This is a genomic window from Achromobacter sp. UBA5777, from assembly GCF_002418565.1.
Classification (GTDB): Bacteria; Pseudomonadota; Gammaproteobacteria; order Burkholderiales; family Burkholderiaceae_B; genus Achromobacter; species Achromobacter animicus.
In genome coordinates this window covers 14,122-33,550 of record NZ_DIEJ01000240.1, presented here as the reverse complement: position 1 = coordinate 33,550, position 19,429 = coordinate 14,122, and the positions used below count along the sequence as shown (strand labels likewise).

At 67.7% G+C, this 19,429-nt stretch carries 20 protein-coding genes; 11 read left to right on the top strand and 9 right to left on the bottom strand.

Annotated elements, in window-relative coordinates:
- Positions 1–134 precede the first annotated feature (134 nt).
- The 6 genes from B3446_RS20175 to B3446_RS20150 all read left to right on the top strand — a co-directional run bounded on the left by B3446_RS20175 (position 135) and on the right by B3446_RS20150 (position 7,897).
- Positions 135–1,355 (top strand): CaiB/BaiF CoA transferase family protein, encoded by a 1,221-nt coding sequence (locus B3446_RS20175; RefSeq protein ID WP_291384438.1) that lies wholly within the window; start codon positions 135–137, stop codon positions 1,353–1,355.
- A gap of 18 nt (positions 1,356–1,373) precedes the next feature.
- Positions 1,374–2,171, top strand: coding sequence for an enoyl-CoA hydratase/isomerase family protein (locus B3446_RS20170; RefSeq protein WP_291384436.1), 798 nt, complete (start codon positions 1,374–1,376; stop codon positions 2,169–2,171).
- 10 nt (positions 2,172–2,181) lie between these two features.
- Complete coding sequence (locus B3446_RS20165; RefSeq protein WP_291384434.1) at positions 2,182–3,405, top strand: CaiB/BaiF CoA transferase family protein; 1,224 nt, start codon at positions 2,182–2,184, stop codon at positions 3,403–3,405.
- Positions 3,402–5,765 (top strand): acyl-CoA dehydrogenase, encoded by a 2,364-nt coding sequence (locus B3446_RS20160; protein WP_291384432.1) that lies wholly within the window; start codon positions 3,402–3,404, stop codon positions 5,763–5,765. Before B3446_RS20165 ends, B3446_RS20160 begins: the two co-directional genes overlap by 4 nt.
- A gap of 236 nt (positions 5,766–6,001) precedes the next feature.
- Entirely contained in the window at positions 6,002–6,865 is an 864-nt protein-coding gene (locus B3446_RS20155; RefSeq protein ID WP_291384430.1) for a Bug family tripartite tricarboxylate transporter substrate binding protein, read from the top strand.
- A gap of 69 nt (positions 6,866–6,934) precedes the next feature.
- Positions 6,935–7,897: a LysR family transcriptional regulator gene (locus B3446_RS20150; RefSeq protein WP_175122457.1), complete on the top strand. Its 963-nt coding sequence runs from the start codon at positions 6,935–6,937 to the stop codon at positions 7,895–7,897.
- Between the two features lie 22 nt (positions 7,898–7,919).
- On the opposite strand, the gene B3446_RS20145 is transcribed toward B3446_RS20150, so the two are convergent.
- The 8 genes from B3446_RS20145 to B3446_RS20110 all read right to left on the bottom strand — a co-directional run bounded on the left by B3446_RS20145 (position 7,920) and on the right by B3446_RS20110 (position 14,182).
- Complete coding sequence (locus tag B3446_RS20145; protein ID WP_291384427.1) at positions 7,920–8,843, bottom strand: amidohydrolase family protein; 924 nt, start codon at positions 8,841–8,843, stop codon at positions 7,920–7,922.
- A complete protein-coding gene (locus tag B3446_RS20140) occupies positions 8,840–9,451 on the bottom strand; it encodes a carboxymuconolactone decarboxylase family protein (protein WP_291384483.1) in 612 nt (203 codons plus the stop codon). Before B3446_RS20140 ends, B3446_RS20145 begins: the two co-directional genes overlap by 4 nt.
- A 13-nt stretch (positions 9,452–9,464) precedes the next feature.
- On the bottom strand, positions 9,465–10,079 hold the full coding sequence (locus B3446_RS20135) for a glutathione S-transferase family protein (protein WP_291384425.1): 615 nt from the start codon (positions 10,077–10,079) through the stop codon (positions 9,465–9,467).
- Positions 10,080–10,118: 39 nt separating this feature from the next.
- Entirely contained in the window at positions 10,119–10,763 is a 645-nt protein-coding gene (locus B3446_RS20130; RefSeq protein WP_191578041.1) for a flavin reductase family protein, read from the bottom strand.
- Between the two features lie 37 nt (positions 10,764–10,800).
- Entirely contained in the window at positions 10,801–11,760 is a 960-nt protein-coding gene (locus B3446_RS20125) for a tripartite tricarboxylate transporter substrate binding protein (RefSeq protein WP_291384481.1), read from the bottom strand.
- Between the two features lie 54 nt (positions 11,761–11,814).
- A complete protein-coding gene (locus tag B3446_RS20120) occupies positions 11,815–12,795 on the bottom strand; it encodes a Bug family tripartite tricarboxylate transporter substrate binding protein (RefSeq protein ID WP_175184697.1) in 981 nt (326 codons plus the stop codon).
- 155 nt (positions 12,796–12,950) lie between these two features.
- Positions 12,951–13,478, bottom strand: coding sequence for a thioredoxin family protein (locus B3446_RS20115; protein WP_191579120.1), 528 nt, complete (start codon positions 13,476–13,478; stop codon positions 12,951–12,953).
- Positions 13,479–13,495: 17 nt separating this feature from the next.
- Complete coding sequence (locus tag B3446_RS20110) at positions 13,496–14,182, bottom strand: cytochrome c biogenesis CcdA family protein (RefSeq protein ID WP_291384422.1); 687 nt, start codon at positions 14,180–14,182, stop codon at positions 13,496–13,498.
- 173 nt (positions 14,183–14,355) lie between these two features.
- On the opposite strand from B3446_RS20110, the gene B3446_RS20105 reads away from it, so the two are divergent.
- From B3446_RS20105 to B3446_RS20095, 3 genes are all read left to right on the top strand, one after another.
- Entirely contained in the window at positions 14,356–14,487 is a 132-nt protein-coding gene (locus B3446_RS20105) for a hypothetical protein (protein ID WP_291384420.1), read from the top strand.
- Positions 14,488–14,555: 68 nt separating this feature from the next.
- On the top strand, positions 14,556–15,296 hold the full coding sequence (locus tag B3446_RS20100; RefSeq protein WP_191579118.1) for a response regulator: 741 nt from the start codon (positions 14,556–14,558) through the stop codon (positions 15,294–15,296).
- Entirely contained in the window at positions 15,293–16,618 is a 1,326-nt protein-coding gene (locus B3446_RS20095; protein WP_291384417.1) for a sensor histidine kinase, read from the top strand. Before B3446_RS20100 ends, B3446_RS20095 begins: the two co-directional genes overlap by 4 nt.
- 9 nt (positions 16,619–16,627) lie before the next feature.
- Here the strand turns inward: B3446_RS20095 and B3446_RS20090 are convergent, their stop codons facing one another.
- On the bottom strand, positions 16,628–17,374 hold the full coding sequence (locus B3446_RS20090) for a 5'-methylthioadenosine/adenosylhomocysteine nucleosidase (protein ID WP_291384415.1): 747 nt from the start codon (positions 17,372–17,374) through the stop codon (positions 16,628–16,630).
- Between the two features lie 252 nt (positions 17,375–17,626).
- Between B3446_RS20090 and B3446_RS20085 the strand changes: the two genes are divergently transcribed.
- Both B3446_RS20085 and B3446_RS20080 read left to right on the top strand, forming a co-directional pair.
- Positions 17,627–18,052 (top strand): organic hydroperoxide resistance protein, encoded by a 426-nt coding sequence (locus B3446_RS20085; RefSeq protein WP_191579115.1) that lies wholly within the window; start codon positions 17,627–17,629, stop codon positions 18,050–18,052.
- Positions 18,053–18,368: 316 nt separating this feature from the next.
- Positions 18,369–19,406, top strand: coding sequence for a DUF2235 domain-containing protein (locus tag B3446_RS20080; protein ID WP_291384413.1), 1,038 nt, complete (start codon positions 18,369–18,371; stop codon positions 19,404–19,406).
- Positions 19,407–19,429: the final 23 nt, after the last annotated feature.

Here is a 19,429-nt window from a genome sequence, read left to right as displayed (position 1 = left end):
AATCCATCCTGCCCTCGGGCCCGCGCCTGACCGGCGCGGACCGAACCGCATAACAGCTTTGCGCCTGCGGGCCCCTCCCGCAGCGCCCGCCAACTCCTAGACTGCCTGCACATACCGCAGTCAAGGAGAAGGCTTTGCAGCCGCTGTTATCGAATCTCAAAGTGCTGGACCTGAGCCGCATTCTGGCCGGTCCCTGGGCCAGCCAGATCCTGGCCGACCTGGGCGCTGACGTCATCAAGGTCGAGCGGCCGGGCCAGGGCGACGACACGCGCTCCTGGGGGCCCCCGTTCCTGAAGGACGAGCAGGGCCAGGACACCAAGGACGGCGCCTACTTCATTGCCACCAACCGCGGCAAGCGCTCCATCACGCTGGACCTGCAGACGCCGGAAGGCCAGGCGCTCGTCAAGGAACTGTGCCGCGATGCGGACGTGGTGCTGGAGAACTACAAGGTCGGCACGCTGGCGCGCATGGGGCTGGATTACGACTCGCTCTCCAAGATCAATCCGCGCCTGGTGTACTGCTCTGTCACCGGATTCGGGCAGACCGGGCCGCGCGCCGCCGAACCGGCCTACGACTTCCTGATCCAGGCCATGGGCGGCCTGATGAGCGTTACCGGCGAACGGGACGACAAGCCCGGCGGCGGTCCGCAGAAGGTCGGCGTGCCGATCGTGGACCTGACCACCGGCGTGTATGCCGCGCTGGGCATCGTCGCCGCGCTGCTGCGCCGCGCGCAGACCGGCCAGGGCGAATACATCGACGTCGCGATGCTGGACGTGCAGGTCGGCCTGCTGGCCAATCAGGCAATGAACTTCCTGTTGGGCAACAAGGTGCCCCGCCGCACCGGCACCGCGCATCCCAACATCCAGCCGCAACGCACCTTCGCGTGCGCCGATGGCGACATCGTGATCGTGGTGGGCAACGACGGGCAGTTCGCCACGCTGTGCGACATGCTGGGTCAGCCCGCGCTGGCGCAGGACCCGCGTTACATCACCAACAGCCAGCGCGTGCGCAATCAGGACTCCCTGGATCCCATCCTGGACGCCATTTTCCTGACCCAGCCGCGCGCTCACTGGCTGGCGGCGCTGAAAAAGGCCGGTGTGCCGGCAGGCTCCATCAATACCGTTCCCGAAGTCTTCGAAGACCCGCAGGTCGTGCATCGCGCCATGCTGCGGCGTCTGCCGCATCCGGCCGCGGGCTCGGTGCCGCAGGTGATGAACCCGCTGCGCTTTGGCAGCGCCGCGCTGCGCGCCGACGCCGCGCCGCCGCTGCTGGGCCAGCACACCGCCGACGTGCTGGCGGAGCTGGGCCTGTCCGCCGAACAGATCCAGGACTACCGCGACCGCAAGATCATCTGAACAAAAAAGGAGAGAGACATGAGCATGCCGGAGAACCTGGCTGGCCCCTACCGCGCGCTGGAAGTCACGATCGCCGACGGCGTCGCCACCATCCTGCTGGCCAATCCGCCCGTGAACGCGCTCAGCACCGACATGATGAACGAACTGTCGTGGGTGCTGGACCGCATTTCGGAGACGCCCGAGGTGCGGGCGGTGGTGCTGTCGGGCCAGGGCAAGATCTTCTGCGCGGGCGCCGATCTGAAGAGCCGCGGTGAAACGATCAAGGGGCCGGGCGACCTGCCGCAGCATTCCCGTCGCACGCGGGAGTGCTTTCATGCCATCCGTGAATGCGCCAAGCCCGTGGTGGGCGCGATCAACGGCGCGGCGCTGGGTGCGGGGCTGGCCATCGTGGCCTCTTGCGACATCCTGATCGCCGCGTCCACCGCCGTCGTGGGACTGCCGGAGATCAATGTCGGACTGCTGGGCGGTGGCCGCCATGGCATGCGGCTCTTCAGTCACTCCCGCCTGCGCCGGATGATGCTGACCGGCCTGCGGGTCGACGGCGACGAGCTTTATCGCCTGGGCATCGTCGAAGCCGCCGTGCCCGCCGATGCATTGATTGACCGCGCCATGGAACTGGCACGCGAGCTGGCCTCCAAGAGTCCGCTGGCGACCGTGCTGGCCAAGCAAACCCTCAATGCCATCGAAGACATGAGCCTGCGCGACGGCTACCGCTACGAGCAGGACATGACGGCGGCCATCGCCAAGACCGAGGACGCGCAGGAGGCGCGCCGCGCGTTCCTGGAAAAGCGCGCGCCGGTGTTCCAGGGCAAATAAGGGAGCCGACATGACCAGTGCATTGGAAGGCGTGAAGGTCCTGGACCTGAGCCGGGTTTTTTCCGGGCCGTGGGCCGCGCAGATGCTGGCCGACTTCGGCGCCGAGGTCATCAAGGTGGAGCGCCCCGGCCGCGGCGACGACGTGCGGCACCAGGGCTATCCCATGCCGGACCGCGACGGCAAGCCCAGCCGGGAAACCTCGTCGTTCGTCGCGATGAACCGCGGCAAGAAATCCGTGACGCTCGATATCTCGCGGCCCGAAGGCCAGGCGCTGGTGCGCCAGCTTGCGCAGAACGCAGACATCGTCATCGAGAACTTCAAGGCGGGCGACCTGAAGCGCTACGGTCTGGACTACGCCTCGCTGTCGGCCCTGAACCCGCGGCTGGTGTATTGCTCCATCACCGGCTTCGGCCAGACCGGCCCCTATAGCCACCTGCCCGGCTACGATCCGATCTTCCAGTCCATGAGCGGCCTGATGAGCGTGACGGGCGTGCCGGACGGCGAGCCGGGCGCCGGGCCGGTCAAGGCGGGTTATTCCGTCTCCGACCTGACCGCGGGCTTCTACGCGGTGTCGGCCATTCTTGCCGCGCTGCGGCACCGCGACCAGATCTCCGGCGTGGGTCAGCACATCGACCTGGCGCTGCTGGACGCGCAGATCGCGGCCATCTCGCACATCGGCATGAACTATCTGGCCAGCGGTCAGCTGCCCGCCCGCATGGGCTCGGCCTCGCAGATCACCGCGCCGTTCCGCGCCTTCGAATGCCGGGACGGACACCTGATGGTCGCCGTGGGCAACGACTCGCAATTCCGCAGCTTCTGCCAGGTCACCGGTTTGCCCGCGCTGGCCGACGACCCACGCTTTGACACCAATCCAAAGCGTGCGGCGGCGCAGGCCGATCTGTCGCGGCTGATCGAGCCGGCGATGCGGGCGCGAACCGTCGCGGACTGGAACCAGGCCCTGGCGGCCGCCAACGTACCCTGCGGCCCCATCTACACCATGGATCAGGTGTTCGAGGACCCGCAGGTGCGCCATCGGCAGGTGCTGGGCAGCGTGGAACATCCCGCGCTGGGCAGCATGCCGATCGTCCGCAACCCGATTCACTTTTCCGCCACGCCGATCGCTGCCGGTCTGCCCCCGCCCATGCTGGGCGAGCACACGGCCGACATCCTGCGCGCCGAACTTGGCCTGTCCGCCGAAGCAATCGAGCGCCTGCATGCCGAGGGCATCGTATGAGCGCCGCCGACCACGAACTGATCGAAGAAATCCGCGACAGCGCGCGCGACTTCCTGCAACGCCGCGACCAGCGGCAGCGCAAGCGCCGCACCCCGGGCGGCGAGCGCGCGTACTGGCAGGAAATTGCCGCCGTCGGCTGGCTGGGCATGAGCGTGCCCGAAGCGCTGGGCGGTTTGGGACTGGGCTGGCACGCGATGGCCGCCGTGCTGGAAGAAGCGGGCCGCGCCCAGTTGCCCGAACCGCTTGTCGGGGCGGGTGTGCTGAGCACGGCGCTGCTGGCGCGCATCAATCCGGCAGGCGATGCCGCCGTTCGGGACGCGTTGCTGCAAGCCTTGTGCGCCGGTGAAAAAAGGGTTGGCCTTGCCTGGCAGGAAACCGAAGGACAGCTCGAAGCCGGCGAATCCGCCGGAGCGTTTGGCGTCACGGTCACCGCGCGCGAAGGCGCCTATGTGCTGAACGGCGAAAAGCGCCACGTCGTCCCCGGGGCAGACGTGGATGGCTGGCTCGTCACGGCCGATGGTGAAACGGGGTCTGCGCTGTTCTATCTGCCGGCCGGCACGCCCGGCGTCACGGTGCAGACGCACGAACGCGCGGACGGCTCGCCGGCCTGCCATCTGACAATCGAGTCCGCGGTGGTTGGCGGCGAGGCGCTGCTGGCGCGCGAGAGCGTGCTGGACGCCGTTGACGAGGCGCTGGACTACGGCCGCCTGATGCAGTCCGCGGAACTGGTGGGCGTCGCGCGGCAAGTGCTGGCCGATTCGGTCGCCTACTTGAACACGCGCAAGCAGTTCGGCCAGACGCTCTCGTCGTTCCAGGCGCTGCAGCACCGCCTGGTCGACGCGACCCTGCAGGTCGAGCTGGCGTCCAACAGTCTGCTTGACGCACTGAACGCCATTGCCGCGGCGCCGGACGACGTCAAGGCCCGCAAGGCGGCGGCCAGCCGGGTCAAGGCCCGTGCAGCGCGCGCCGGCATCGACGCGGCGCGGCTGGCCATCCAGCTGCACGGCGCCATCGGCTACACCGACGAATGCGACGTCAGTCTGTATTTCCGCAGCGCCCTGCATCTGGCCGCCTGGCTGGGCAACGCCACGGCGCATCGCCAGCGATACGGCGTGCTCGCAGCGGATCCCGCGCCGGAGGCGGACGATGCCGCCGACGATGCGCAGGAAGACGCGTCAGCCAGCATCGACACCACCGAATTTCCCCGCGAGGCGGACTGGAACGCCATGCCGGAAGCGGCGTTCCGCAAGCTGCTGCGCCGCTTCTTCCGTGCGCATTACCCCGATCACCTGCGACACGTGCCGTGGCGGCTGCATTGGGATGAGATCAAGGCGTGGTACTTCACCTTGTCGCGTCAGGGCTGGATCGCGCCGTCGTGGCCGCGCGAGCATGGCGGCATGGCGCTGTCTCCCGCCCGGCAGATCGCGTTCATCGAAGAAGCCGAACGCTACGGCGTGGCGCGCGCGCCGGACCAGGGCCTGGTCATGCTCGGCCCCATCCTTATCCGCCACGGCACCGACGCGCAGCGCGCGCGGTTTCTGCCGGGCATCCTGTCCGGCGAGGCGGTGTGGGCGCAGGGCTACTCGGAACCCGACGCGGGATCGGATCTGGCCTCGCTGCGCTGCGAGGCGGTGATCGATGGCGACGAACTGGTCGTCACCGGCCAGAAGACCTGGTCCACGCTGGCGCAAGACGCGACGCACATGTTCATGCTGGTGCGCACCGACAAGACCGTCAAGAAGCAGGCAGGCATCAGTTTCCTGCTGGTCGATCTGAACAGCCCGGGCGTCAGCCGCCGGCCGATCCGCACGCTGTCGGGTCACGAGGAGTTCTGCGAGGTCTTCTTCGACCAGGTTCGCGTGCCGCGCGGCAACGTGGTCGGCGAACTGAACGCGGGCTGGGGCATCGCCAAGGCCCTGCTAGGCTTCGAGCGGCTGTTCAGCGGCAGCCCCAAGCACGCAAGCCACGCCCTGCAACAGATCTTCAGTCTGGCGCGCCAGCGCGGCCTGCTGGCCGATCCGGCGTTCGCCGACCGGCTGTCCGAGTTGCGGCTGGACAGCGCCGACCTGACCGCGATGTACCGCGTGTTTGCGGACATGGCCAAAGCCGGACTTCCGCTGCCGCCGGAACTGTCGCTCCTGAAGATCTGGGCCACCGAAACCCACGAGCGGCTGGGCGCCCTGCTGATCCAGATCGCCGAAGAATATGGCGGCGCGGCAATGCGCCTGAGCTATGGCGGCGGCGGCGTGCAGGCGCTGGCGCCCTACACCAACGCCCTGGCGGCCACCATCTTCAGCGGCACCAACGAGATCCAGCGCAACATCTACGCCAAGCAGGTCCTGGGCCTGCAAGGCGCCTGACAACGACAACGCGCCGGCCCGAGCCGGCGCATCCGGAGAGAGACACATGAAGAAAGCAACCGCATTGACGGTGGCGGCAATGATCCTGGGCGGCGTCGCCGCCGCGCCCGCCGCGGNNCCCCCCCCCCCCACCCCCCACCCCCCCCCCCCCCCCCTTCCCCCCGGGGGGGGGGGCCCCCCCCGCGCCCGCCGCGCTCGCAGCCCAGCCCTGGCCGAGCCAGCCGATCCGGCTGATCGTGCCCTACCCGCCCGGCGGCTCGGTGGACAATCTGGCGCGCCTGCTCGCGCCGTCTCTGGGCGAGCGCCTCGGGCAAACCATCGTCATCGAGAACAAGGCCGGCGCCAGCGGCACCATCGGTGTCGATGCCACCGTGCGCGCCACGCCCGACGGCAATACCTTCGGCTTCGGCGTGCCGGGCGCGATCACCGGGTTGCCTCACGTCATGAAGGTGCCGTACGACGTGTCCAAGATCCAATACGTGTCGCTGGTCGCGCGCATTCCCCAGGTCATCATGGTCAATCCGTCGCTGCCGGACACCACCCTGGCCGCCTTTGTCGACAGCGCCAAGAAGCAGCCCGGCAAGTACAACTATGGCTCGGCCGGCAACGTGACGACGCCGCACCTGGGCGGCGAACTGCTCAAGCAGCAGACCGGCATCGACATCATGCACGTGCCCTACAAGGGCGCCGCGCCCGCAGTCACCGCGCTGCTGTCCAACGAGGTGCAGATGTTCCCCGGCGACGCGTCCGCCGCGCTGGGCTTCATCAAGGCGGGCAAGCTGCGCGCGCTGGCCGTGGCCAGCCCGGAACGCTTCGAGGGCCTGCCCGACGTGCCCACCACCAAGGAGGCCGGCTTTCCCGGCATCATCGTGGAATCCAACTACGGCGTCATCGCGCCCACCGGCACGCCCAAGGACATCGTCGACAAGATGTCCGACGCGATCGCAAAATCCCTGGCCGACCCGGTCCTGCGGCAGAAGATGATCGACCAGGGCGCCATCCCCGTCGCGACCACGCCTGACGCCTACCGCACGCTGATGGAAACGGAATCGAAGAAGTGGGGCGAGGTCATCAAGCGCGGCAAGCTGGGCCTGCAATAACGCCATGCCCGCGCGCTTTTGCCGTACGCTTATGCCGATTCCCACGACTGCCGACCTGCGCCATCGACCATGCCATCAGCAAAAGCCACGGGCCTGAGCCTGGACCTGACCGCCGACCTTCATAAATGGCGGGCCTTCCTGGCCATCGCGGAACTGGGCAGCATCACGCGCGCGGCGCTGTACCTGGACCAGGACCAGTCGGTGCTGAGCCGCCGCATCAATGCGCTCGAGCGCGAGTGCAATGCGCGGCTCTTCAACCGCACCGGGCGCGGCGTGAACCTGTCCGAAGTGGGCGAGCGCCTGTTCCCGCTGGTGCAGACGCTGCTGGGCGACGCCGAACGCCTGGAAATGGAACTGAACGGCGAGGCGCGCGAGCCTGCCGGCGAGGTCACGCTGGGACTGTTGCCTTCAACCGCGCACCCGCTCATCCGCAGGCTGTTTTCCCGGCTGCGCGAGCAATTCCCGAAGGTGCATCTCAAGATCCTCGAAGGCTCCAGCGGCCAGATCGAGGAATGGCTGACCGACAGCCGCGTGGACATCGCCATTCTTTACCGCTACGGCGACAAATGCCCACCGGGCGAACAGGCGCTGGCCTCCGTGGACTCGTACCTGGTCGGCGCTGCGGGCGACGCGCGCACGCAGGCGGGCGAGATCACCTTCGACAAGCTCGATGGCCTGCCCTTCATCCTGCCGGGCGCGCCCAACGGCTTGCGCAACGCGCTGGACGGTCTGGCGCGGGCGCGCAAGATCGCCATCTCCCCGCTGATCGAGGCCGACTCCCTGCCGTTGATGAAGTCCATCGTCGAACACGAAAAGATGTACACCGTGCTGCCGCTGCACGCGGTATGGCAGGAGGTGCAGGAAGGCCGCCTCAGCATTGCCGCGCTGCGCGATCCAACGATGAGCCGCATCGTCTCCATGGCGTTCTCGCGCTCGAAGGGGCCGGGCCGCACGGTCATGGAGGTGGCCTCCCAGATCCAGACGCTGGTGCGCGAGATCGGCGGCGAAGGCGTCTGGCACGCCAGCCCGTAAACCCGGACCGGCGCGCCGGCGCTTACTTGAACCCGTACAGGCGCGCGGGGTTGTCGACCCACACCTTCCTGCGCAACGCGTCGTTGCCCAGCCATTCGTGCGCCAGGTCGACCAGCGCATCCGCCGACGGCGCCGCCGCCCCCATCCGCACAAAGGGCCAATCCGATCCCCACAACACCTGGTCCGGATTGGCGCGGGTAAAGGCGTCGTGAATCCCGCGCGCGTTTTCGTAGTCAGGCGCGGCGCCCACCCGGCATACGGTCAGCTTCATCCAGATCCGCCCATCGGCCAGCAGGCCGTGCAGCAACTGGAACACCGGGTCCGCGGCGCCGCGCGCGGGCACGAGGCTGCCCAGGTGGTCGATGACCAGCGGCAGATCCAGCTTGGCCAGCGCAGGCAGATGGCGCAGGTAGGTATCGCACGGCGCCCAGAGCTGCGCGTGCAGGCCGAACCGCTTCATGCGCGGCGCAAGCGCCGCCACCTGTTCGAATCCCACGCTGCCGGCAAACAGGTTGCCCGCCGGATCGCGCGCCTCGACAAAGCGCAGGCCGCGCACGCCGCCGTCGTAAAGGGCCTGCAATTGCGCATCGGTGGCCGTGGGATCCGCCACGGCAATTCCGCGCAGACGCTCTCCGCCCTGCGCCACGGCGGCCAGCAACGCGTCCGGATTCGTCCCGTACGGCGCCGGTTGCACCAGCACGCCCCGCGCAGCGCCCAGCGTGTCCAGCATGCGCAGATAGCGTTCGGCCGGCGCGTCCGGCGCGGCGTACGACGACGGATGCTGCAAGGGAAAGCGTTCGTAGGGCCCGAAGACGTGGCAATGCGTATCGCACGCCCCCGCCGGCAGCGGGTGGCGGGGAGTCACGGGCATGCGCGGCGTCTCCACGCTGTCCGGCACGTAGGCGCGCGCCTGCACGCCGGGGTTGGGATTGCCGGCGGCGCTCATGATGCGCTCCCGGCCAGCGGCGCGAGGCGGCTGAGCGCCGGCGCCCCCTCCTGCGCCGGCGTATCGAGCGGCGGCGGCGCGTCGTCGGGCATCGGGATCTCGTGCGCGTTCAGCGTCATGGACACCATCGTGTAGTAGCCGATCACTGCGGTCAGTTCCACCACGCCAACGGCGGCCCAGCGCTCGACCGCTTGCGCATACAACACCGGTTCGACCTGCCCGGTCTCCTGGAGCTGCCGCGCGAACTCATAGACGATTTCGTCGTCGCGGTTGTCGAATACGGGCGTCGCGCGGGCCCGGATCGCGTCCAGCACGGCATCCGAGATGCCCGCGGCCCGGGCGGCTTGCGCATGGATATGCCACTCGATCTGGCTGTTCCAGCGGCGCGCCGTCACCACGATGGCAAGCTCGCTGACGCGTGGCGGCAGGCTGGTGCCAAAGCGCAGCAGCGCCCCCAACGCCTGCCAGCGATCGGCCAGATCAGGATTGTGCAGCGCGGCGCGCAGGGGACCGACGAGGCGGCCGCGCGGACCGGAGACGATCTTTTCGTACACGCCCTTTTGCGCATCGGTCATGGTGGCGGGATCGGGCAGCGGGATACGGCTCATCATCGTCCTCATTTCACGGGGTTTCGTCGGGTTGCGTGCGCATCACTGACGGCCGGGCGGCGAACCGCGCGTGCCACGCCGCAAGCGCCGGGTGGCCGTCGCGCCAGGCAATGTCCGGAAAACGATAGTCCATGTACGACAGCGCGCAACCGATGGCGATCAGGCCCAGGTCGAAGCCGCTGGCCTGCAGCGCCGGCGCTTCGGCTTCCAGCGCGGCAAGCACCGCGCGGGTTTTCAGCGCAAAGGCGTCGAGCCACGCGGGGGTCTGGCGCACGGCGGGCTTGTTGCGCTCCTGCCGGAACAACAGCAGCGCGTCCAGGAAGCCGTCTCCCAGCGCCTGCCGGCGTTCGGCGAGCAGGCGCGCGCGGGGGTCGGCGGGCAACAGGCCCGCGCCGGTAAGCGCATCCAGATAGGCGCAGATGACGCGCGAGTCGTACAACGCCGTGCCGTCTTCCAGCACCAGCGTCGGCAGCTTGATGAGCGGGTTGTCCGGCACGAGGTCCAGATTGGGCTTGTCCATCGCAACCGGCGTGCGCACCAGCGTCACGCGATCCGCGATGCCCGCCTCGTCAAGGACGATCATCACCTTGCGCACGAAGGGCGATCGTGGCGACCAATGCAGTTTCATCGATAGGCTCCCAGAAGGTTCAAGGTCTTGCGCCGGCATTCAATGCCCCTGCGCGGGCCGCACGGCGGGATCGTTGGCCGCGTCGGGCGTGCGCATCTGAAAAAGATCGCTGGTGTGCGCGTACCAGCCCGCACCGTGCATGCGGCCCAGCAGGCGCAGCGCGGGCGTGTCCACATAGAACTTGCCCGCATCGAGCAAGGCATCGTCGCGCAGGTATAGCGCCACCACCCGCGCCAGCACGATCACGCGCTGCGGCGCCGCATCCAGCACCTGCCACACCTCGCACTCCAGCGCGGCCGGACTCTGCGCGATGCGCGGCGGCGCCACGATCAGGGACGGTTCGGTTGCCAGCCCGGCGCGCGCCAGTTCGTCGATGCCGGCGTCGTAGTCCAGGCTGGTGTGATTCATCTGTTCGGCCAGCTCCGCGGACACCAGGTTGATCACGAACTGCCGCGTCTGCAGGATGTTGCGCGAGGTGTCCTTCAATTGCCCGGCGCGCGGTCCGATGCCCAGCGCGACGATGGGCGGGTCGCTGCTGACCACGTTGAAGAACGAGAACGGCGCGGCATTGCGCACGCCCGCTTCCGACTGACTGACCACCCAGGCGATGGGCCGGGGCACGACCACGCTGGAGAGCAGCTTGAAGGCGTCGGCCGAGGCCAGCTTGCTGAAGTCGAAGTTCATGGTGCGGGCGCCTTTCGCGGCGCAGGAAAGTGGGGGGTCATTTGGCCAGCAGCCCCAGTGTGCCCAGCAGACGCTGCATGTCGGCGCGGTCCTTCCGGACGTAGGCGCCGGCATCCTGGGGAGACAGCGCCATCAACTCTATCGCCTGGTCCTGCATGATGCGGCGGTAGTCGGGATCGTCGTTCACGCTTCGGACGGTCTCGCTCAGCTTCTGCACGATGTCCCGCGGCGTGCCGGCAGGCGCGGCCAGGCTGTACCAGGTGGCGGCCTGCGCCCCTTTCACCCCGGCCTCGTCCAGCGTGGGCACGTCGGGCAACAGCGGCGAGCGCTTGTCGGCCGCATACGCCAACGGCACCAGCCGGCCCTGGCGGATGAACGGCAGGCTGGCGGACAGGTTCAACATGGCCAGGTCGATCTGCCCGCCCACCGCATCGTTGATCGCGAGCGACGCGCCGGCATAGGGAATGTGATTGAGCTGCACGTGCGCGGCCTGCTGGAACAGTTCCGCGCCCAGGTGCGTGGCGCCTCCGACGCCCGCCGACCCGTAGCTGAGCTTGCCGGGTTCCGCCTTGGCGCGGGCGATCAGGTCGGGCACCGTTGTGATGCCACGCGACGGGTTGACGACCAGCATGATGGGCTGCACCGCCACCACCGAGCAGAACTCGAAGCCCTGGATGCCGTCGTACATCGTCTTCTGCATCAGCGGCGTCACGACGTGACCGGCCGACGTGCCGAGCAGCAGCGTGTAGCCGTCCGGCTTGGCGCGGGCAACGAAGCCCGTTCCGATGGATGCGCCGCCGCCAGGCTTGTTCTCGACCACGACCGGCTGGCCCAGGCGCTTTTCCAGCGCGCGCGCCAGGCTGCGCGCCACCACGTCGGCCGGCCCCCCGGCAGCGTACGGGTTGATCAACGTGATGGGATGGTCAGGGTACGCAGCGGCGGCCGGGGCGGATGCGAAGGACAGTGCGGCAGCCGCCGCCAGCAAAGCTCGGATCATCGAAGGCATGGTCGTTCCATTGGTTGGAGATGCGATGGCCAGGCGGGCCGGCGCTCAGTCCGCGCGCGCGCCGGACGCGTCGATGATGCGCGCCCACTTCTGCGTGTCGGCGCGGATGCGTTCGGAGAATTCCTCGGGGGTGCTGTACGTGGTCTGAATGCCGTAGCCCGCCATGCGCTCGACCATCTGCGGCGCCGTCATCACGGTTTTGATGTCCGCGTTGAGCCGATCGATGATGGCGCGCGGCGTGCCCGCCGGCGCCAGCACGCCTGACCACAGGCTGACTTCGTAGTCCTCGAAACCCGGCGTCTCCGAGATCGACGGCACGTCGGGCAACGCCGCCAGGCGCTTGCGGCTCGTCACGCCCAAGGCCTTGACCTTGCCGTCCTTGACCTGCTCCACGAAATTGGACGAGGTGTCGATCATCATCGAAATGCGGCCGGCCATGAAGTCGTTGATCGCCCCGGACGTGCCCTTGTACGGAATGTGGCGGATATCCACGCCCGCCGTGGACTTGAACATCTCGCCGGCCAGATGGCTGGTCGTGCCGTTGCCCGAAGAACTGAAGGTCAGCTCGCCGGGCTGGCGGCGGGCAAGCTCGGCAAGCTCTGTCACGGAGTTCACCTTCAGCGCCGGGTTCACTACCAGCAGATTGGCGGTCAGGTTGGTCAGCGAGACCGGCGCAAAGCTCTTTTGCGGGTCATAGCGCAGCTTGGCGTACAGCGACGGATTGATAGTCAGCACGCCCATCGTCGAATACAGCAGGGTGTAGCCGTCCGGCGCGGCGGTCGCCACCGCCTCGGCCCCGATCGAGCCCCCCGCCCCGCCCCGGTTTTCCACCACCACGGACTGGCCCAGCTTCTCGCCCAGCCCTTGCGCCAGCGCCCGAGCCATCAGGTCGGTGGCCCCGCCGGCCGGAAAGGGAACGACCAGCCGAAGGGGCCGGTCGGGATAGGAACCCGCGGCCCCAGCCGCGGAAAACAGACCCGCGCCGAGCAAAAGCCCGGCCGCGGTCAGCGCGCTAACGATCTTCATGCTGTCTCCAAACTTCGTTCTTGTGTTTGCAGCATGGTAGGCGCGGGGCGGGGCCGGGGCTATGCGCGGGATCGCATATCTGGTTTGCGCGGGGTTTGGCGGGGGGGAGTTGGCCCGGATTTGCGCCGGGCCTTGGTCCGGACCTAGGTCCGGGCTCAGCCAGGTTGGGCCAGCAGCCGCTGGATCTCCGCCTCGGTTTCCTTGTACCGGCCTTCGCCGAAGTGGCTATAGACCACCTTGCCCTGCTTGTCGATCAGGTAGGCCGCGGGCCAATACTGGTTGCGGTAGGCGGTCCAGGTGGCGTAGCGATTGTCCTGCGCGACCGGATAGGTGATGCCGAAGCGTTGCAGCGCCTTTTCCACATTCGGCGTCGACCGTTCAAACGGAAACTCCGGCGTGTGCACGCCCACGACGACCAGGCCCTGATCCTTGTACTTCTGATACCAGCTCGTGACGTAAGGCAGCGTGCGGATGCAGTTGATGCAGGTGTAGGTCCAGAAATCCACCAGCACGACCTTGCCGCGCAGCGATTCCATCGTCAGCGGCTCGCTGTTGAGCCATTTCTCGATGCCGGTGAATTCCGGCGCCGGGAGTGCGGTGGCCGGCGCGGCCTGCGCGGCGCCCTGCATCAGGCAGGCGCCGATCAGCGCGCCCAGGGCAATCTTCTTGAACGTGGCAAACATGGTTATCTCCTTGAGGGTCAGGCGAAGAGGTTGGTGATCCAGGCATAGGCCAGGACGTCGTACTGGAAGTAAATGGCGATGGCGGTCAGGACGAGCAGCACACCGAAGCCCTGCTGCAAGCGCTGCGTGTAGCGCGACAGGCCGCGCACCCGGGTGGCGATAGCCTGGCCGCCGTAGGCAATCACCAGCATCGGGACGCCGGCGCCGATGGCGAACACCAGCAGCAGCGTGCTGGACTGCACGAGGTCCTGCGCCTTGGCCGCCAGCACCAGGATCGAAGCGAGCACCGGACCCGCGCACGGCGTCCACACGGCGCCCAGCGACAGACCCAGCACAAAGCCGCCCGCATTGCCGCCGCCCGTGCCGCCCGCCGCCGCCAGGCGCTGCAGCGGGCCGCCGACGCGGGCGATCAGCCGGTCGTAAGGGTCGGGCCAGATTCGCACCAGGCCGAACAGCGCCAGGAGGACGATCGAGGTCGACCGCACGGCTTCGTGCACGTGTTCATTCAGGTTGGAAATCAGGCTGAGGGCGATGCCCAGTCCGGCGAACGCCAGCACGAAGCCCGACACGACGAACAAGGGGCGCAGGCGGCCGGAACGTTCCAGCGACGTGCCCAGCAGCACGGGCAAAAGGGGCAGCACGCAGGGAGACGCAATGGTCAGCATGCCGGCAAGCAACGCGATGGGGGTGTTGATGAGGTCCATGGGGGTCGTCCTTTGGAAAGTGACCCCATTGCACCCGCGGCACGTATCCGGCATGTGCCGGATCGGCGGATTTTTTCAAGCGCGTGTATCCGCCGCCAGGGCGTATACAGTACGACACACTCCGCGGGCGGCCCGGCGCTATAAACCGATCACACCCCGCACCGGAGTCCCTCATGAAACGCTTTCTTGCCGTCCTGCTGCTGCTCTTTGGCGGCTTCACCGCCGAGGCTGCCAAGCCCTTTCACTGCCAGCTGATTTCCAACAGCCGTCCTCGCCGCGATCCCCTCCCCCCGGGCGAGCGCTAGGCCTATAGAATTCCGGAACGCCGCCGGCGCGCCGGGCGCGCCATCACCCACCAAGAAGGCACCCGCAGATGGACCACATAGACCACGTCATGATCGTGGACGACGATCGCGAGATCCGCGAACTGGCCGGCGGCTTCCTGCGCAAGAACGGCCTGACAGTCACGCTGGCGGCCGACGGACGGCAGATGCGGCAACTGCTTGAGAACCTGACGGTCGACCTGATCGTGCTGGACATCATGATGCCCGGCGACGATGGCCTGGTGCTGTGCCGCGAACTGCGCAGCGGCAAGCACCGCCGCATCCCGATCCTGATGCTGACCGCGCGCAGCGATGACATGGACCGCGTGCTGGGCCTGGAGATGGGCGCGGACGATTACCTGGTCAAGCCGTTCGTGGCGCGCGAACTGCTGGCGCGCATCAAGGCCATCCTGCGCCGCACGCGCATGCTGCCGCCCAACTTTCAGGTGACCGAGCCGGGCCGCGAGATCGCCTTCGGCAACTGGCGGCTGGACACCACCGCGCGGCACCTGCTGGACGCCGAGGGCACCATCGTGGCGCTCAGCGGCGCGGAGTACCGGCTGCTGCGCGTCTTCCTGGACCACCCGCAGCGCGTGCTGAACCGTGACCAGCTCTTGAACCTGACGCAGGGCCGCGACGCCGACTTCTTCGGGCGGTCGATCGACCTGTTGGTCAGCCGCCTGCGCCAGCGTCTGCGCGAAGATGCGCGCGAACCCCTGTACATCAAGACCGTGCGCAGCGAAGGCTACGTTTTCTCTGCCGCGGTCGAAGTCTCGGAAGGCGGACAGTGACCACCACCGCGCCCCGCCGCCCCGCCTGGCCCCGCACGCTGGTCGCGCGGCTGTTCCTGATCTTCGTGGCGGGACTGATCCTGGCTTATGGCCTGTCGTTCGCCTCGTTGTTCTACGAACGCTACAGCGCCACGCGCAACATGATGCTGGGCGACCTGGAACGCGACGTCGCCATCGCCATGGACATCCTGGACCGCCTGCCCGCCGCCGAGCGCGCCGCCTGGCTGCCGCGCCTGTCCAGCAACAACCGCCAATATCTGCTGGGCGACGGCAAGGCCGACCAGCCGCTGTCTCTGGACGCCGCGCGCACCGCCGCGCAGTCGATCGAGGCCGCGCTGGGGCCGGAGCGTCCCGTCACGGTCCGAGCCATGGCTGATGATCCGCGCCACATCCAGGCGCGTGTCGTGCTGTCCGACGGCCAGCCCGCGATTCTAGATATTGAATTGCTGCGGATGCGGCCCGCGCCGTGGCTGTTCGGCGTACTGGGCGTGCAGTTGCTGCTGCTGGCCGGCTGTGCCTGGCTGGCCGTGCGACTGGCCGTGCGTCCGCTGACCCGCCTGGCCCGCGCCGCCGAGGAACTGGATCCCGACCACAAAAGCCCGCTGCTCGACGAGGCGGGCCCGGCCGAAGTCGCGCACGCCGCCGTCGCCTTCAATGCCATGCAGGACCGCATCGCCGCGCATCTGGCCGAACGCATGCAGATGTTGGGCGCCATCTCTCACGACCTGCAGACGCCCATCACCCGCATGAAACTGCGCACGGAGTTCATGGATGCGTCCACCGACCGCGACAAGCTGGCGCAGGACCTGAACGAAGTGGAACGGCTGGTGCGCGAAGGCATCGACTATGCGCGCAGCGCGCACGGCAAGACCGAGCAGCCCGCGCGGATCGACCTGAATGCCTTTCTGGACAGTCTGGTTTGCGACTACCAGGACACGGGCAAGGACGTGTCCCTGTCGGGCGATACCGTGCCCCCACTGTTGACGCGTCCCCATGCATTGCGGCGCATCCTGGGCAATCTCATCGACAACGCGCTGAAGTTCGCGGGCGCCGCCGAAGTGCGTGTGGCGGCGCGGGACGACGCGACGCTATCCATCCAGGTGCTGGATCGCGGCCCGGGCATCCCGGAAGACGAACTGGACGCGGTGCTGCAACCGTTTTACCGGCTGGAAAGCTCCCGCAATCGGGACACAGGCGGGACGGGCCTGGGCCTGGCGATCGCGCATCAGCTTGCAGAGGCGCTGGGCGGCAGGCTGATCCTGACCAATCGCGAAGGCGGCGGCCTGTCGGCGGAAGTCAGGATCGCGCCGCTGGCTGCGTAGGTTGGATCGTCAGGCGTCGCGCAGCGCGCCCGACTGCAGCAGCGGCTTCAGGATGCCGGCGGTGTACAGCCGCGCCAGGTTCACCAGGAAGTCCGTGAAGTCCGTCTTGGCCGCGTGATCGGCACTGTCGGAGATCACGCGCATCACGGCAAACGGCACGCCGAATTCGTGGCATACCTGCGCCATCGCCGCGCCTTCCATTTCCAGGCACAGGGCATCGGGCAGGCGCTGGCGCAGCTCGTGCGCCAGATCGTTGTCGTTGACGAAGATATCGCCGGTCGCGATCAGGCCGTGGTGAACGTGCGGCTGGGCGGCCGCGCCCGGTAAACCGCCCTTGGCCGCGAAGTCACGTGCGCTATCCAGCAGCAATGCACTCAGCGCGGCATCGGCGTCGAAGCGCTCGCGCCCCAGCAGCGGGATTTCGTGGCGGCCGAACAAGGGCCGCGCGTCCATGTCGTGCTGCATCAAGGCATCCGCCACGACGATGTCGCCGACGCGCACCTGCGGATGCAGCCCGCCCGCCAGGCCCGTGAACAGCACGCGCGACACGCCGAACTCCTGGATGACGATGGACGCCGTCGCCGCCGCGGCCACCTTGCCGATACGGCTGAGCGCAATCACGCAAGGCGTGCCCCACAGCGTGCCCACCTGAAAATCGCGCATGGCGATGCGGCGCGTCTCCGCGCCGGGGTCCATGGCCGCCAGCAGGTCGGCGATTTCTTCGTGCAGCGCGCCCAGGATGGCGAGACGTCCCATGATGTGTGCTTTTCCGTGATCGTTGCTTGATCGTTGCGTAATGCGGCCAGTGCCGCCAGCGCGCAACATACTCCAATGCCGCCGCGCCCGCCAATGACGGCGGTTTGTATCGCAGCGTATCTGGACCGGCCCTGGATACGCGGTGATGCCATCCCGCCCCGGCGCCGACACATGACCGATACAGCCGCTTGATGCAATGCAGGCTCTCAACCCCCGGCACGGCCACGCCGCGCCGACCCACCTGGAGTCATCATGGCCAAGCAACTCGAGCAGGTTCTCTACACCGCCCACACCCACACCACCGCCGGCCGCGAAGGCGCGGGACGCAGCAGCGACGGCGCGCTGGACGTGACGCTGAGCACGCCCGGATCCGGCAAGCCCGGCACCAATCCCGAACAGCTTTTTGGCGTGGGCTACTCGGCCTGCTTCATGGGCGCGATCAAGCGCGCCGGCGCCACTCACAACATCACCGTGCCGCGCGAGATCGCCATTGACGCCAGCGTGTCGCTGGGCAAGGTCGACAACGGCGCCAACTTCGCGCTCGGCGTCACGCTGGCCGTGTCACTGCCGGGATTGACCGGCGAGCAGAAGCAATTGCTGGTCGAATCGGCGCACCAGTTGTGCCCTTACTCGCGCGCAATTCGCGACAACATCGACGTGCAATTCCAGATCGTCTGAAGCGGGGATCGACCCTGTTTGCAACGGCGGCCTTCGGGCCGCTTTTTTTCGTCTCCTGGATACCATCCACGGACGATCTGGACGGCTCCTGATGCTGTAGTAAAGGCGTACTCTTGAAAGCGGTACGCCGCGCAAACGCCGCCAGCACGCCATGTCGCGCACGCGGGGCTAGGCACAAAGGCGGTGTACGAACATGCAGCAGGGAAACCCCGCGCCCTGCCTCGGACACGCCGCGTGCTAGCTTGCCTCACGCAGGCGTTGTCCCAGCCGGCAGCATAGGTATCGCAAGCCTTTATCTGTGTGTGGGGAGACGATCATGGTGAAGAACCTCGCCGTATTCTTCGACGGTACGTGGAACGAACCCAACGACCGCACCAACGTCTACGAGCTCTACAAAGCCGCGCCCGAGACCAGCACGCAGGAAACGCTCTACATCGAGGGCGTGGGGACGCAAGGCCAGGGCCTGTGGTCCGCCATCGACAAATTCATGGGCGGCGCGTTCGGCGCGGGCCTGTCGGCCAACATCCGCGAAGGCTACCGGTGGCTCTGTCAGCGCCACGAGCCCGGCGACCGCATCTTCCTCTTCGGTTTCAGCCGCGGCGCGTATTCCGCGCGCAGCCTCGCGGGCATGGTGCGCAAATGCGGTCTGCTCAACGAGCCCACCGACAACAATGTCTCCGAGGCCTACGCGCTCTACCGCGACGACTGCACCCCATCGTCCCTGGAAGCCGCCGCCTTCCGCGACCGGTTTTCGCGCGACACCGACCTGCACTTCGTCGGCGTGTGGGACACCGTCGGCAGCCTGGGCATCCCCGTCGGCGGCGTGTCATTTCCCGGCTTCTCCAGCTTCTACAACTTCCACGACACGGAACTGAGCAACCACGTCCTGAACGCGTACCACGCCATCGCCACCAACGAATACCGCGAGCCGTACTTCCCGACGCTGTGGACCCGGCGCGCCGGCTCACCGCCACGGCCGGCGCATCTGCCCGTGGAACAGCGCTGGTTCATCGGCGCGCATTCGGATGTGGGCGGCGGGTATCAGGATGGAAGCTTGCAGACGCTGCCGGCGGCATGGCTGCAGGAAAAGGCGCGGCAGGCGGGACTGGAGACAGGGACGGTGCAGCGGATCTCGACCGATTATGAACAGTGCGAACCGCATGATTCGTACAAGGAGTTCACGGAGAAAGTGCCGATTCCGGTGAAGCGGCGGCCCAGGGTGTGGGATCGGGAGACGGTGTTGAACCTGACGATCGATGATCGGTTGCTCGGGAGGTTCGAGCGGAACCAGGCGTTTTTGAAGGAGTATCCGGATTTCAGGGATGCGTTGGGGAAGCTGGAGGTGGGGCGGTAGATTCACGCGTCTGACACAGTGTC